This window comes from Asanoa siamensis (assembly GCF_016862555.1).
GTDB lineage: Bacteria > Actinomycetota > Actinomycetes > Mycobacteriales > Micromonosporaceae > Asanoa > Asanoa siamensis.
The window spans coordinates 1-14,777 of record NZ_BONE01000079.1 but is presented as its reverse complement, the minus strand read 5'-3'; the positions used below and the strand labels follow the sequence as shown (position 1 = coordinate 14,777).

The window sequence follows — 14,777 nt, the reverse complement described above, 5'->3', positions numbered from 1 at the left end:
CCTAACGGGACAGCGTCGGCCCGGACAACGCGTCCGGGCCGCGACCCGCCAGGCACCGGTAGGTGCCGTCGGCCGCGGACGGCAGCACGTCCAGCGTCCAGTCCCGCACGTCCATCCGCAGCGTCACCGCCGAGAAGGTGGCGGGGCCGCAGAGCCGGCGCACCGCGGGATCGGTGCGGAGCTGGTCCACAGTGGTCACCGCCGCGGGCATCCGGCCGATCGCGAACGCCTCCCAGGTGTGCGCGCCGGAGCAGGAGACCCGCTCGACCGGCCGGTCGCCGTAGCACTCCAGCTCGTCCGGACAGTCGCCGCCCGGCAGGTCGACCACGCAGCCCGGCATCGGCTGCTGCCCCAACGACGCAGCACCGCTCTGCGTGGCCGTGGCCTGCGGCGTCTGCTGGCCGACCGGGTCGGTGTCGGGCGGCCCGGTCGAGGCGTACCAGGCGGTCAGGCCGCCGATCGCGAGCAGCGCGACCATCCCCAGCCCGCCCCACCACCACCGGCGGCGGCTGCGCCGGCCTTCGCCCGGCACGGTCGGGTGGTCGTCGTGCGCCGGCTGCGGCGGCGTGTAGGACCGCGACACGTAGACCGACGGATTGCTCGACGACACCCCGCCACCCGAGACCGGCGCACCAGAGGTCGGCCGGGCCGGCCCGAAATCGTCCATCGCCAGCCCGGCCAGCCGGTCCCGCAGCTCCTCGGCCGACGGCCGCTGGGCCGGGTCGTTGGCCATGCCCTGCCGCAGCAGCTCCAGATAGGCCGGCGGCACGCCCGGCAGGTCCGGGATCCGCTCGGTGAACATCTCCATCAGCGTGACCAGGCTCGGATCCCGGTCGTCGCGCCACCGCGGCGGCTTGCCCCGCATGATCGCGTAGAGCGTCGCGCAGAGCGCGTAGACGTCACCGGCCGGCGCCGGCTCGCTGTGCCGGAACATCTCGGGCGCCGCGTACGCCGGGGTCAGCACCTCCAGCGTCACCGACGAGTCGCGCACCTCGGCCAGCACGGCCAGGCCGAAGTCGGCCAGCGCCGGCTCGTTGAACCGCGAGTAGAGGATGTTGGCCGGCTTGACGTCGCGGTGCAGCACACCGAGTTGGTGCGCGTCGGCCAGCGCGTCCGCGATCTTGACGCCGACGTCCCGGGACTCGGCCGCCGAGAGCGGCGAGCTCTTCATCCGTTCGAGGTACGAACCGTCGCAGAGCTCCATGATCAGGTAGGGGTGCCGGTCGGCCGTCACGCCCGCGTCGAAGAGGTCCACGACGTGCGGATGCGACGACATCCGGCCGGCAGCGCGCGCCTCGCGGAGGAAGCGCCGTTGATCGCGGTCGGTGTCGAGCGTGCGGTTTTCGACCTTGACGGCCACCTCGCGGCCGACCGAGGCCTGCTCCGCCCGGTAGACGGTCGCGTAGCCGCCGCGGGCGAACACCGACAAACCGGTCAAGCCGGGCACAACTGGCAGCGGGAGCGCGCCAGGTGATGTGCCGTTCACGGGTTAGAAGGTACCGAAGTCCTCCGCTTCCGTTCGAACCACAATGCGACACCCGTGGCCACCGCGCCGAGCCCTTCCCAGAGCGCGACGCCGAAAAAGCGGCCCGGAGCGGCCTCGGTGACCACCAGGATCGTGAAAACCGTGAACGTCACGAGCCGGAAGATCACCGTGAAGAGGTAGAACGGCCGCCACTCGGTCGCGACCGCGACCAGGTAGTAGACGCCCATGTTCAGCGACGCCATCGAGGATGCCGCCATGAACGTCTTCGTGTAGTCGCCCGCCGGCCGGCTGGCGAGCACCTCGAAACCGAGGCTCTTCAACAGGGTGTCCGGACTGACCAGGCCGGTCACGCCCATGATGATCGCGAGCACGCCGAAGACGGCCATCGTCCAGCCGGCCGGAGAGCGAGGAAGCCTCATGTTTGAAGATCCAAGCATCTCCACCCATGATGATCAACGCTCTGTCAGTACGACTTCTCCTGACCGAGTACGTGTTGCGCGACGAAGTTGAGGATCATCTCCCGGCTGACCGGCGCGATGCGGCCGGCGCGCACGGCACCGAGCAAGGTGGCCACGCCGTACTCCGTCGTCATGCCGTTGCCGCCGTGCGCCTGGATGGCCGTGTCGACGGCGAGGGCGGCGGCGTCGGCGGTCGCGTACTTGGCCATGTTGGCCGCCACGCCCGCCTCCAGGTCGCGACCGGCGTCGTAGAGCGCGGCAGCCTTGTAGACCATCAGCCGGGCGAGTTCGACCTGGATCGCCGCGTGCGCCAGCGGGTGGGCGACACCCTGGTGCGTGCCGATCGGCCGGCCCCACACCTGCCGGGTGGCCGTGTATCTCGAGGCCCGGTCCAGGGCATAGCGGCCGGTCCCGGCACTCATCGCGGCCACCGTGATCCGCTCGGGGTTCAACCCGGCGAACAGCGCCGGCAACCCGGCGTCGGTCGACCCACCCACGAGGGCTTCAGCCGGCAGCCGCACGTCGTCGAGGTAGAGCAACCACTGCTTCTCCGGCGAGACGATCTCCATGTCCAGTTGCGACCTCGTCAGGCCGGCGGCGTCGGTGGGCACCAGGAACAGCGCCGGCATCAGCCGACCGGTCGAGGCGTCCTCGGTGCGGGCCACCACCATCACGTAGTCGGCGTGGTCGACGCCGGAGATGAAGCACTTGCGGCCGTTGAGCACCCAGTCGTCGCCGTCGCGGCGGGCCACCGTGCCCAGCCGGTGGAAGTTGGAGCCCGCTTCCGGCTCGGTGATCGCGAACGCGATCAGCAGCGAGCCGTCGGCCAGCCGCGGCAGGAACTCGGCCCGCTGCGCGTCGGTGCCGTGCCGGGCCAGGATCGTCGCCACGATCGCCGGCGAGACCACCAGCAGCAGCAACGGCGAGCCGGTGGCGGAGAGCTCCTCGCAGACGACGGTCAGCTCGGTGATGCCGCCGCCACCGCCGCCATATTCCTCGGGGATGCTCACGCCGAGGTAGCCGAGCTTGCCGGCCTCGGCCCACAGCTCGGTCGTGTGCTCACCGGCCTTGGCCTTGCCGATGAAGTACTCGTGGCCGTAGCGCCGGCCGAGGGCCGACACGGCTTCGCGCAGGTCGTTCTGCTCCTGGGTGAGGTCGAAGTTCATGAGGGGTGGCCTCCGACTCGCTAGACGGTGTTATTCGGGGCGTAGGACCGCCAACACGGCTCCGGTCTCCACCTGCGAGCCGGGGCCGACCGGCAGCGAGGCGACGTACCCGGCGGATGGCGCGTAAACGGGGTGCTCGAGCTTCATCGCCTCGAGCGTCATCAGCAGCTCGCCCGGGCGGACCCGCTGGCCCGGCACCACCATGACCCGGCTGACGTGCCCGGGCAGCGGTGCGACCAGCGAACCCTCGGCCAGCGCGGCGGTCGGCAGCGGGAACCGGGGGAGCTCCTGCAGCGCGACCGAGCCTTCGGGACTGTCGACGTAGGACATCTCGCCGACCCGGCGGACCGTGAACATCAGCCGGATGCCGTTGACGTCGAGGGCGACGGCCTCCGGGGTGGCGGAGACGACCTGGGCCGGCGGGTGGTCGTCGGTGGCCGGCGGCTGGCCGAGCCCGCCCAGATCCGGGTCGTCGGGGTCGACCGCCCGGACCCACCAGTTGACGAGGTCGCCACCCCGGTCCAGGCGGTAGCCGACCTCGACCGGGCCGGCCGGGCCGTCGTACACGGTGGTCTGCGATCGCGACGGCACGTTGCGCCAGCCGGACGGCAGCGTGCCCAGCACGGGTGCGCTCGCCCGCCGGTGCTCGGCGCTGGCCAGGGCCGCGGCGAGGCAGGACACCCGGACCGCGTCGACCGAGCTGAGCAGCGGGGCGAACACCTCGGGGTGCCGGTCCAGGAACGCGGTCTCGGTGTCGCCCGCTCGGAAGGACGGGTGCCGCAGCGTACGCACGAGCAGGTCACGGTTGGTCGTCACGCCATGGATCTCGGCGCGGGCCAGGGCACCGGCGAGCAGCCGGGCGGCGTCGGCCCGGGTGGGCGCCCAGGCGATCAGCTTGGCCAGCATCGAGTCGTAGTGCACGCCCACGACCGAGCCGTCCCGCACGCCCGAGTCGAGCCGCAGGCCCGGCGCCGCCAGCGCCTTGAACTCGCCCATGACCTGCGGGATGTGAAACCGGTGCAGCGTGCCGGTCGACGGCAGCCAGTTGGCGGCCGGATCCTCGGCGCACAGCCGCACCTCGATCGCGTGCCCGCGCATCCCCGGCGGGGCGTTGAGCGGCAACGGGTTGCCCTCGGCGACCAGGAGCTGGAGCTGCACGAGGTCGAAGCCGGTGATCAGCTCGGTCACCGCGTGCTCGACCTGGAGCCGGGTGTTCATCTCCAGGAAGTAGAAGCCGCCACCGACCGCGTCGACGAGGAACTCGACCGTGCCGGCGCCGACGTAGCCGACGGCCCGGGCCGCGGTGGCCGCCGCCGCGCAGAGCTGCTCGCGCAGCTGCGGCGTGACCACCGGCGACGGCGACTCCTCGATGACCTTCTGGTAGCGCCGCTGGATCGAGCACTCCCGCTCGCCGAACGGCACCACGGTGCCCTGGTTGTCGGCGAGGATCTGCACCTCGATGTGCCGGGCGCTCTCGACGTAGCGCTCCAGGAAGATCGTGCCGTCGCCGAAGGCCAGCGCGGCCTCGCGCCGCGCCGAGGCGATCGCCTCGCCCAGCGACTCGCGCTCGTGCACGATCCGCATGCCCCGGCCGCCACCACCGGCGGACGCCTTGACCAGCACCGGGAACTCGGTGACGCGGTCCGGGTCGAACCAGGTGGGCAGCATCGGGATGCCGGCGTCGGCGAGGAGCTGCTTCGCCTCGATCTTCGAGCCCATCGCGGCGATCACCTTCGCCGGCGGCCCGACCCAGGTCAGCCCCGAGTCGATGACGGCGGCGGCGAAGTCGGCGTTCTCCGACAGGAACCCGTATCCCGGGTGGATACCGTCGGCGCCGGTCTTCCGCGCGGCGCCGATCATCAGGTCACCGCGCAGGTAGGTCGCGGTCGGCGCGTTGCCCGGCAGGTGCACGGCGTAGTCGGCCTCGGCCACGTGCGGCGAGTCGGCGTCGGCGTCGGAGTAGACGGCGACCGTCTCGATGCCGACCAGCCGGCACGAGGCGAAGATCCGGCGGGCGATCTCACCCCGGTTGGCCACCAGCAGTCTGCGGATCATTGGCGAAGCCCTCACATCCGGAAGACGCCGAAGCCCTCGGCGCCCTTGAGCGGTGCATTGTGGATAGCCGACAGACACAGCCCGAGGACGGTACGCGTGTCGCGCGGATCGATGATCCCGTCGTCGTAGAGCCGCCCGGAGAGGAACAGCGCCGTCGACTGGGACTCGATCTGCTGCTCCACCATCATCCGCATGGCCTGGTCGGAGTCCTCGTCGTAGCGCTGGCCCTTGGCCTCGGCCGCCTGCCGCGCCACGATCGAGAGCACCCCGGCGAGCTGCGTCGGGCCCATCACCGCGGACTTCGCGTTGGGCCACGTGAACAGGAACCGGGGGTCGTACGCGCGGCCGCACATGCCGTAGTTGCCGGCGCCGTACGAGGCACCCAGGTTGACCGTGATGTGCGGGACCCGCGAGTTGGCCACCGCGTTGATCATCAGGGCGCCGTGCTTGATGATGCCGCGCTGTTCGTACTCCGCGCCGACCATGTAGCCGGTCGTGTTCTGCAGGAAGATCAGCGGGGTGTCGGTCGCGTTGGCGAGTTGGATGAACTGCGCCGCCTTCTGCGACTCCTCGGAGAACAGCACGCCGCGGGCGTTGGCGAGCACGCCGACCGGGTAGCCGTGCAGCTCACCCCAGCCGGTCACGAGCGCGGTGCCGTAGCCGGGCTTGAACTCGTCGAACTCGCTGCCGTCGAGGACGCGGGCGAGCACCTCGCGGGGGTCGAACGGGTTGCGCTGGTCGGCGGACGCGATGGCGAGCAGGTCCTCGACGTCGTATTTCGGGCTTTCCGGGTTGAGCGTGCGCGGCCCGGGGCCTTGCTTGCGCCAGTTGAGCCGCCGGACCACCTGCCGGGCCAGCCGCAGGCCGTCGCGCTCGTCCTCGGCGAGGTAGTCGGCGAGGCCGCTCGTGTTGGCGTGCATCGCGGCGCCGCCGAGCGACTCGTCGTCGGTGATCTCGCCGGTGGCCATCCGGACCAGCGGCGGGCCGGCGAGAAAGACCTTGGCCTGGTGCCGCACCATGATCGTGTAGTCGGACATGCCGGGCACGTAGGCGCCGCCCGCCGTGGCGTTGCCGAACACCACCGAGATCGTCGGGATGCCGGCGGCCGACAGGCGGGTCAGGTCGCGGAAGACGCCGCCGCCCGGGATGAAGATCTCGGCCTGGGTCGGCAGGTCGGCGCCGCCGGACTCGACCAGGTTGACCAGCGGCAGACGGTTGACCAGGGCGATCTCGCCGGCCCGCTGGGTCTTCTTCAACGCGTACGGGTTGATGGCGCCGCCCCGGACCGTCGGGTCGTTGGCGACGATCACGCACTCGACGCCCTCGATGACGCCGATGCCGCTGACCACGCTGGCGCCGACCGGGAAGTCGGTGCCCCACGCCGCCGTGGGTGACAGCTCCAGGAACGGTGCGTCCTGGTCGAGGAGCAACTCGATCCGCTCGCGGGGGAGCAGCTTGCCGCGGGCGTGGTGGCGGGTGACGTACTTGTCCCCACCGCCGGCCCGGGCGTCGTCCAGCGCGTCGTCGTACTCGTGGAGGCGCTCGAGCATCGCCGAGCGGTTCTCCAGGTAGGACGGGTTGCGCGGGTCGACCGCAGTCTCCATGACAGTCACGCGCACCCCTCACAGGCGTTCTTGGCCATTGCCACCTCCGTAACGAGCGTCTCGGTGGGCCAGACACGGATGTCGAATCTCACGCCGGCCCCAGCAGCTTCGCCGGCACCTCCGCGACGCGGGCCCGGAACAGCTCACCGAGCGCCTTGGCCTGCGGATCGAAGCGCGTGCTCGCCGCGACGCCCGCACCGAGCAGGCCGCGGATCACGAAGTTGACCGCGCGCAGGTTGGGCAGCTCGTGCCGATCGACGGTCAACGCGGCCGTCTCGGGCAGGAGCTCGTGGAGCCGCTCTGTGGTCAGCCAGCCCAGCAGCCAGGCGGCCGCCGCGTCGGTGCGGGCCCAGACGCCGAGGTTGGCGTCGCCGCCCTTGTCGCCCGAGCGGGCGCCGAGCAGCGTGCCGAGCGGGACCCGGGTGGTCTTGCCCGGCTGCGTCGCCGGGGACTGCCGCTGGGGAGTCGCCTGGTATTCCGCGGTGCGGGCCGGCGGGCGGATCGTGACGCGCTTGCCGTCGGCCAGCACCGCGGTGTGGTTGACCCCCTCCTGCGGGACCGTGTCGGCGGTGAAGACCCCGAACGGGGCGGCGTCACCCGGCGGGGTGGTCAACGTGCACCCCGGGTAGGACGCCAGCGCCAACTCGACGGCGGCGGCCGAGAACGCGCGCCCGGCCCGCTTCGGGTCCTGGTCCTTCAGGTGTACGTGCAAGAGGGCGCTGGCCGCCTCGGTGTCGACGGCGTCGGGGTGATCGGTGCGGGCCAGGGTGAACTCCAGGCCGTCCTTGCCGACCGCGTCCTCGAGCTGGCTGCGTACGAGCGCGGCCTTGGCCTCGATGTCGAGCCCGCAGAGCACGAACGTCATCGCGTTGCGGAAGCCGCCGAGGTTGGCCACGCCGACCTTGAGGGTGGGCGGAGGCGGGGTGCCGCGGACGCCGGTGATCGCGACCCGGTCGGGGCCCTGCTGGCGCAGGACGGCCGTGTCGAGCCGGGTGACCACGTCGGGGCCGAGGTAGGCGGGGGCGTCGATCTCGTACAGGAGTTGTGCCGTGACCGTCTCGACCGTGACGGCGCCGCCGGTGCCAGGGTGCTTGGTGATCACGCAGCTCCCGTCCTCGGCGACCTCCGCGATGGGGAAACCCGGGCGGTAGGCGCCGTCGGGCAGCTCGGTGAAGAAGCTGAAGTTGCCACCCGTCGCCTGCGCACCGCACTCGATCACGTGGCCGGCGACGGTCGCGCCGGCCAGGGCGTCGAAATCGTCGCGGGACCAGCCGTGGTGCGCGGCGGCCGGGCCGACGACCAGCGCCGCGTCCGTGACGCGACCGGTGACCACGATGTCGGCACCAGCGTCCAGGCAGGCGGCGATGCCGAACGCGCCGAGGTAGGCGTTGGCGGTCAGCGCGTCCGGCAGCGGCAGCGCGTCGCCCTCGACGTACGCGATGCGGGGTCTCAGGCCCTGCTCTTCGGCCAGCGACTCGATCGCCTTCGCGAGCCCGGCCGGATGCAGCCCGCCCGCGTTGGTGACGAGCGTGACGCCCTTGTCGAGCGCGGTGCGCAGGGTGGTGTGGAGCTGGCGCAGGAAGGTGCGGGCGTAACCGAGCGCCGGGTCGCGGGCCCGGTCGCGGCCGAGGATCAGCATGGTCAGCTCGGCCAGGTAGTCACCGGTCAGCACGTCGAGGTCGCCGCCGTCGAGCATCTCCCGCCAGGCGCTCTGGCGGTCGCCGTAGAAGCCCGAGGCGTTGCCGATGCGGATCATCGACTCGCCTCCCGCTTGGCTCCGGGCGGGCCGGCGAAGGCCTGCGCGACCTGGAGCCATTCGGTCGCGATCGGGCCGGTCGTCTCCAGGGCCAGGTCGGCCGGGCTGCGGCGCTGCGTGACCAGCAGGCAGAAGTCCAGTGCGGGCCCGGTCAGCCGGTTGGTCGCTGTCTCCGGGCCGAAGGCCCACTCGCTGCCGTCGGGAGCGACCAGCTCGACCCGCACCGGTTCGTCCGGCGTGCGCCTGCCGTGGGCCAGGAACGAGTGGCCGAGGGTACGGAAGCCGAGGAAGGCGATGTGTCGCAGCCTCTCGGTCGGCTCCTGGGTCGTGCCGAGCGTGTCGGCGATGTCGAGGCCGTGCGCCCAGGTCTCCATCAGGCGGGCGGTGGCCATCGACTGTGGGGTGATCAGGTTGCCGAACCAGGGGATCCGCTTGCCGGGCGGCGCGTCCCGCAACGCTTCGGTGAGCCGCTTGTGGCCGTCGAGCCAGTGCTGCCGCAGCTCGTCGGGCGGCTTCAGGAAGCTTTCAGCTCCCTTGTCGACGATCCGGTCGGGGTCGTCGGCGAGCGGCGCGAGCAGGGCGACGAACTGGGCGTCGTCGGTCGTGGCGAGCAGGGCGGCGTGGTCGGTCCAGGCCAGGTGGGCGATCTGGTGCGCGACGGTCCAGCCGGGGCTGGGAGTCGGGCGCGCCCAGTCCGCCGCCGGTCTGTTGGTGAGCAGGGCGTCGACCGCCGTGGTCTCGGCGTCGAGGTCGGAGAGCAGGGCGGCGAGCTCGACCACGTTGGTCCTCCTTCAGTCCCGGATCACGGCGGCCAGGTGGCGCTTCCACTCGCGGAGCAGGGTCGCGCGGCGGGCGGCGTCGTCGGAGAGCAGGTTGGCCACCCCGAGGCCGCGCATGAGGTCGAGGGTCGCCTGCACGGACTCGCGGACGCCGGGGCGGCGCTCGTCGGCGCCGAGCAGCTCGACGGTGAGGTGGTGCAGCTCGCGGCCGACCCGGGCCTCGACCGGCACGAGGGCCGCCCTGAGCTCGGGATCGGTGCGGGCGGCGACCCAGACCTCGAGGGCGGCGGCGTAGAGCGGGCCCGTGAAGGCGGCGGCCAGCATGTCGATGACCCGGTCGACCCGTCTGGCCCCGGCCGGCAGGGTGGCGGCCTCGGCGCGGATCTCGGCCGCGCGGCGGTCGGCGAGGTGCTCGACGGCGGCCATGACGAGGGCGGCCTTGGTCGGGTAGTGGTGCAGCTGGGCGCCGCGGGAGACGCCGGCCCGCTCGGCGATCACGGTCGTGGTGGTGCCGGCCCAGCCCAGCTCGACCAGGCTGTCGACGGCCGCGTCGAGGAGCCGGGCCTGGGTCACCCGGCTGCGCTCCTGCTGCGGGGTCCGCACATCCCGAGCATGGCGGCGGGGAAACAAACAGTCAAGCCTGCTTGTTTTGCGGGTGCTGTCTTGTGCCGTTAATGGTGCTGCTGGGCTCAGCGGGGGCTGATCCGGCCGGCGTTGTCGAACTCGGGGCCGGTCTTCGGGAAGTCCTTCTGACTCAGGTCGGCGAGCATGTCGAGGCTGTCGCCGTCGGGGTCGGTGACCGGCTTGCCGGCGCTGTTCATCCGCGTCGAGACCACGCTGCCGTCGACCCAGGTGCCGTCCCTGGTCAGCTCCACCTTGAGCACCGCGCCGAGGCCGAGCGGCCCGGAACGGTTGAGAGTGCCGCCGCCACCGGCGAAGTTGCCGAGGCTGTAGGCGATCAACCGGCCCTTGTAGAACTCCATCGCGCGCAGCACGTGCGGCCCGTGGCCGACGATCAGGTCGGCGCCCGCGTCGATCATGGCGTGGGAGAACTTGACGGGGTCGCCGCGGTTCTCGCCGAGGAACATCTCGGTGCCGGGCTTGACCCGCGTCTTGCCGGAGCCCTCGGCGCCCATGTGCACCTGGACCACCACGAGGTCGGCCTCCTTCGCCGCCTTCGCGACGAGTTCCTTGCCGCCGTCGATGTCGATGAGGCTGTTGTTCCAGGCGTACGAGGAGAAGCCGACCACGGCGACCTTGACGCCCTCGACGTCGGCGACCGTGATCTGGTTGGGCGCGCCGGTGTGCTGCAGGCCGTATTTCTCCAGGGCGTCCTGCGTGTTGGTGTAGCCGTCGGGGCCGTAGTCGTTGCCGTGGTTGTTGGCCTGGTTGAGCAGCTCGAAGCCGGCGTCCTTGAGGTGCTTGGCGTAGCCGGGCGGGGCCCGGAACTGGTGGCAGCCGGTCGAGTCGGGCCCGCACTTCGAACGCCCGGTGTCCTCGGTGAGCGGCTCCTCGAGGTTGCCCATCACGAGGTCGGCGGCGAGGTCCTTCTTGACACCGTCGAAGAAGCCCTTGCCGCCGTTGGCGGGCAGGTTGCCGGGGGCGTTGCCCATGATGATGTCGCCGGTGGCCGACATCGAGATGGACTGCTCCTCCTCGGCCGCCTCCTCGATGGGCGTGCCGGTGCTGCCGGGGGGCGACTGGCCGGGCGCCACCCAGACGGCGGGCTGGGCGCCGTTCCCCTTGGCCACCGCGGCCACCGCGACGACGGCGACGCCGAGCAGGGCGGCGACGGCCACACCGGCCACGATGGCCGGGCGCCAGGTGCGCTTCGTCGGCGTGTCGAGGGGATACACGCCGGGCACCATACCGTTCCCGAAGCTTCCTCGGGCACCCCCGAGCGGGGGATGGACTACCGCTCCGACCAGGGGATCTTGGGACGGGAGCCGCCTTCGCGGACGGCGCGGTGGGTGGCCCGGGCCAGGCGGGAACCCCACGTGGAGAGTGGGCCGCCGTACTCGGCCTCGTGCTCCTGGCTCTGTTGGTTCGGGGTGTCCGGGCAGATGATCGTGACCGCGTCGGTGGCCGTGCCGGTCGCCGCCAGACCGAGTTCCCATAGGGCCTGGGCCTTGGCTTCTGTGATCGTCGCGACAGCGTTCACCAGGGCGGCGTCGCTGAGTCTGATGGGGACGAAGGCGATGATGTTGATCGTGCCCGGGCTGTGCTGGCGCGGGATCGCGCGGTCGGCGGCGGCCATGATCGGCCTGCCCAGGCCGACGGTGGCCCACACCTCGGCGGCATCATCCGTCGCGGCAACCCGTTGCGCCACGTCCACACCGGTCAACAAGCCGACACCCGGGCCGGTCAGGCCCACACCGGCAGCCAGTTCGCGGAGGTGCGTCCGTGGGTCTTCCCGGGCGTACGACATGGGCACGGTGGCGTTGAGCACCCATTCGCGGCGACCGATGCCACCGCCCAGCGGGGCCGAACTGACAGCGCGCATCGGGGCAGGTAACCGCCAGATGAGCAGGGGGATGCTTTCGCCGTCCTCCTGGCGCGCGGTAAGAATGGGCTTGAACGGCACGCGCCGACGATAGGGCAGGTGGCAACCGGGCGGTCGGGCCAGCACATGGACTGATCACGATCCGGGGGTTGCCGGGCCTGCTCGCCGTCACGTACGCCTAGACTGACTTGCGCGCGGTTTCCGCGCCATTCGTGGAACTGAGGTGCGCGATGGATGAGGTTCTGGCCCGTAGCGGCATCTTCCAGGGTGTTGACCCGGAGGCGGCCGAGGCGCTCGCCAAGGACATGGAGACCATCGAGGCCCGCAAGGGCGAGATCGTCTTCAACGAGGGCGAACCAGGCGACAGCCTTTACATCGTGCTGAGCGGCAAGATCAAGGTTGGTCGGCGGGCCGCTGACGGCCGCCAGAACCTGATCGCGGTGATGGGCCCGTCCGACATGGTCGGCGAGCTGTCGCTGTTCGACCCGGGCCCGCGCACGGCGACCGCCACGGCGGTCACCGACACCCGCCTGGCGCGCCTCCGCAAGCAGGCGCTGCGGCCGTGGCTCAACAACCGGCCGGAGATCGCCGAGCAGCTGCTGCGGGTGCTGGCGCGCCGGCTACGGCGTACCAACGACGCCCTGGCGGATCTGATCTTCACCGACGTGCCCGGTCGCGTGGCGAAGAACCTGCTCCAGATGGCCGGCCGCTTCGGCACCCGCGACGGCGGCGTGCTGCGGGTCACCCACGACCTGACGCAGGAAGAGATCGCCCAGCTCGTCGGCGCGTCCCGCGAGACCGTCAACAAGGCGCTGGCCGACTTCGCCAGCCGCGGGTGGCTGCGCCTCGACGGCAAGTCCATCATCATCCTCGACCCGGAGCGGTTGGCGCGGCGGGCTCGGGTCTGACGCCCTTTCCCCGCTGTGCCCCGCGGCGGGTTGTCGGGGGTGCGGAATAGTCTTTGGCACGTGACGAAGACAGCCGCGTTCGAGGCGGAGACCGAGCTCGGGCGCAAGCGGCGGGCTCGGCGGATGGGGCGCATCCTGGCGGAGACGCATCCCGACGCGCACTGCGAGCTTGATTTCCGCAACCCGCTGGAGTTGGCGGTGGCCACGATCCTGTCGGCGCAAGCCACCGACAAGAAGGTCAACGAGGTCACCCCCAAGGTGTTCGCGCAATACCCGACGGCGGCGGCCTACGCGGCGGCCGACCGGGCCGAGCTCGAGATCACGCTGAAGCCGACCGGGTTCTTCCGCAACAAGACCGACTCGGTGATGAAGCTGGGCCAGCAACTCGTCGAGCGGTTCGACGGCGAGGTGCCGTCCAACCTGCCCGACCTGGTCAGCCTGCCGGGCATCGGGCGCAAGACCGCCAACGTGATCCTCGGCAACGCCTTCGACGTGCCCGGCATCACGGTCGACACGCACTTCCAGCGGCTGGTCGGGCGGTGGCGGTGGACCGCCGAGACCGACCCGGTCAAGATCGAGCACGCCATCAGCGCGATGTTCGACAAGCGTGACTGGACCATGCTGTCGCACCGCGTGATCTTCCACGGCCGTCGGGTGTGCCACGCGCGCAAGCCGGCCTGCGGTGCCTGCACGCTCGCGAAGCTCTGCCCCTCCTACGGCACGGGGCCTACCGATCCCGTCCAGGCGGCCAAGCTGCTGAAGGGGCCACGCGCGGCCGCGCTGGCCGAGGCCGTCGGCGTCGACCCGTCGGTCGTCCCGCAGCAGGCGTTGACGGCGGACGTCCCGTGAAGCGCTACCTGCCCCTCATCGTGCTCCTCGTGGTCGGCGTGCTGGCCGGCGTCGGGGTGCGGTCCTGCAACGAGCGGTCGTCCTCGTCGTCCTCGTCGGCCACCGACGCGGAGCCCGCGGGCTCGGCGCAGGCACCCGCGGCGTCGTTCGCCGACTGCCGCGAGGTGACCACGCCGCCCAAGGACGCGGCACCCGCCGGCGGCGCGGTCACTACGATCGCGCTGCCCGCGGCCTCGCTGTCGTGTTTCGGTGGGGGCAACCTGCGGCTGGCCGACGTCCGCGGGCCCGCGGTGATCAACCTGTGGGGTTCGTGGTGCACGCCGTGCCGCGAGGAGCTACCGGCGTTCAACGCTGTCGCCTCGCGCACCGCCGGCCTGGTGCACTTCCTCGGCGTCGACACCCGCGACAAGCGGTCCGACGGTGAGGACATGGCCACCGAGTTCGGGTTGACCTACCCGAGCGTCTACGACCAGAGCGAGCAGGTCCGCATCGGCCTCAAGCAGGCCGGCATCCCCGTCACCGTGCTCGTCGACTCGGCGGGCAAGGTGGCCCACCTCTACAACGGCGCGCGGCTCGACGAGGCGGGCCTGGTCAAACTGATCAAGCAGTATCTCGGGGTGGCGGTCCCGGTTGGTTGAGAGCCGGCGCGACGGGATCTGGGTCAACGGGGGCGCGCCCAAGGACGGCCCACGGCTGTTCCCGGCGGGCCTGCCCGACGGGGTGGGCGCGCGGCGCCGCGACGCGGGCCCGGATTCGGCGCTGCCGGCCTGGTTCACGCCGCTGCTCGACCGCCTGCACGGCGCACGGGCGGAAGACTTCACACGGCTGAAAACACCGGAACGCGCGGGCCGCGACAGCGCCGTACTGGTGCTGCTCGGCGAGGAACCCGACGGCGGGCCCGACATCCTGATGCTGCAGCGGGCGGCGACGCTACGGAACCACGCGGGCCAGCCGGCGTTCCCGGGCGGCGTAGCGGACCCGGGCGACGCCGACCCGGCGGCGACCGCGCTGCGGGAGGCCGACGAGGAGGTAGGCCTCGACCCGAGCAGCGTGACGCTGCTGGCCGAGTTGCCGCGCCTCTGGATCCCGGCGAGTGACTTCCTGGTCACGCCGGTACTGGCCTGGTGGCACCGCCCCCACCCGGTGGCACCACGAGACCCGGCAGAGGTAGCCCACGTGGCGCGGCTGCCGGTCGACGAACTCGCGGACCCGG

14 protein-coding genes are annotated in these 14,777 nt (G+C 71.8%); 4 read left to right on the top strand and 10 right to left on the bottom strand.

The window, feature by feature from the left end; translation table 11 throughout:
* Nucleotide 1 precedes the first annotated feature (1 nt).
* The 10 genes from Asi02nite_RS33165 to Asi02nite_RS33120 form a co-directional block, all read right to left on the bottom strand.
* On the bottom strand, nt 2–1,486 hold the full coding sequence (locus Asi02nite_RS33165; protein WP_203717965.1) for a serine/threonine-protein kinase: 1,485 nt from the start codon (nt 1,484–1,486) through the stop codon (nt 2–4).
* A complete protein-coding gene (locus Asi02nite_RS33160; protein WP_203717964.1) occupies nt 1,483–1,905 on the bottom strand; it encodes a hypothetical protein in 423 nt (140 codons plus the stop codon). Before Asi02nite_RS33160 ends, Asi02nite_RS33165 begins: the two co-directional genes overlap by 4 nt.
* A 44-nt stretch (nt 1,906–1,949) precedes the next feature.
* Entirely contained in the window at nt 1,950–3,110 is a 1,161-nt protein-coding gene (locus tag Asi02nite_RS33155) for an acyl-CoA dehydrogenase family protein (protein ID WP_203717963.1), read from the bottom strand.
* A 30-nt stretch (nt 3,111–3,140) separates the two neighbouring features.
* On the bottom strand, nt 3,141–5,165 hold the full coding sequence (locus tag Asi02nite_RS33150) for an ATP-binding protein (protein WP_203717962.1): 2,025 nt from the start codon (nt 5,163–5,165) through the stop codon (nt 3,141–3,143).
* A gap of 11 nt (nt 5,166–5,176) precedes the next feature.
* A complete protein-coding gene (locus Asi02nite_RS33145; protein WP_373312372.1) occupies nt 5,177–6,769 on the bottom strand; it encodes an acyl-CoA carboxylase subunit beta in 1,593 nt (530 codons plus the stop codon).
* 88 nt (nt 6,770–6,857) lie between these two features.
* A complete protein-coding gene (locus Asi02nite_RS33140; RefSeq protein ID WP_203717960.1) occupies nt 6,858–8,525 on the bottom strand; it encodes an acyclic terpene utilization AtuA family protein in 1,668 nt (555 codons plus the stop codon).
* Nucleotides 8,522–9,304, bottom strand: a complete 783-nt coding sequence (locus tag Asi02nite_RS33135) for a TIGR03084 family metal-binding protein (RefSeq protein ID WP_203717959.1) — start codon at nt 9,302–9,304, stop codon at nt 8,522–8,524. The genes Asi02nite_RS33140 and Asi02nite_RS33135 overlap by 4 nt, the downstream gene beginning before the upstream one ends.
* A 12-nt stretch (nt 9,305–9,316) precedes the next feature.
* On the bottom strand, nt 9,317–9,907 hold the full coding sequence (locus Asi02nite_RS33130) for a TetR/AcrR family transcriptional regulator (RefSeq protein ID WP_203717958.1): 591 nt from the start codon (nt 9,905–9,907) through the stop codon (nt 9,317–9,319).
* A gap of 86 nt (nt 9,908–9,993) precedes the next feature.
* The gene (locus Asi02nite_RS33125) at nt 9,994–11,160 is read right to left on the bottom strand and encodes a CapA family protein (RefSeq protein ID WP_239127360.1); all 1,167 of its coding nucleotides are present in this window, start codon (nt 11,158–11,160) and stop codon (nt 9,994–9,996) included.
* A gap of 56 nt (nt 11,161–11,216) precedes the next feature.
* Nucleotides 11,217–11,888, bottom strand: coding sequence for an adenosylcobinamide amidohydrolase (locus tag Asi02nite_RS33120; protein WP_203717956.1), 672 nt, complete (start codon nt 11,886–11,888; stop codon nt 11,217–11,219).
* Between the two features lie 149 nt (nt 11,889–12,037).
* Between Asi02nite_RS33120 and Asi02nite_RS33115 the strand changes: the two genes are divergently transcribed.
* The 4 genes from Asi02nite_RS33115 to Asi02nite_RS33100 form a co-directional block, all read left to right on the top strand.
* Entirely contained in the window at nt 12,038–12,715 is a 678-nt protein-coding gene (locus Asi02nite_RS33115) for a Crp/Fnr family transcriptional regulator (protein ID WP_089254691.1), read from the top strand.
* A gap of 123 nt (nt 12,716–12,838) precedes the next feature.
* On the top strand, nt 12,839–13,564 hold the full coding sequence (gene nth / locus Asi02nite_RS33110) for an endonuclease III (RefSeq protein WP_203717982.1): 726 nt from the start codon (nt 12,839–12,841) through the stop codon (nt 13,562–13,564).
* Nucleotides 13,561–14,202 (top strand): TlpA family protein disulfide reductase, encoded by a 642-nt coding sequence (locus Asi02nite_RS33105; RefSeq protein ID WP_203717955.1) that lies wholly within the window; start codon nt 13,561–13,563, stop codon nt 14,200–14,202. The genes nth and Asi02nite_RS33105 overlap by 4 nt, the downstream gene beginning before the upstream one ends.
* Nucleotides 14,203–14,323: 121 nt before the next feature.
* A partial coding sequence (locus Asi02nite_RS33100) for an NUDIX hydrolase (RefSeq protein ID WP_203717981.1) occupies nt 14,324–14,777 on the top strand: 454 nt, incomplete at its 3' end.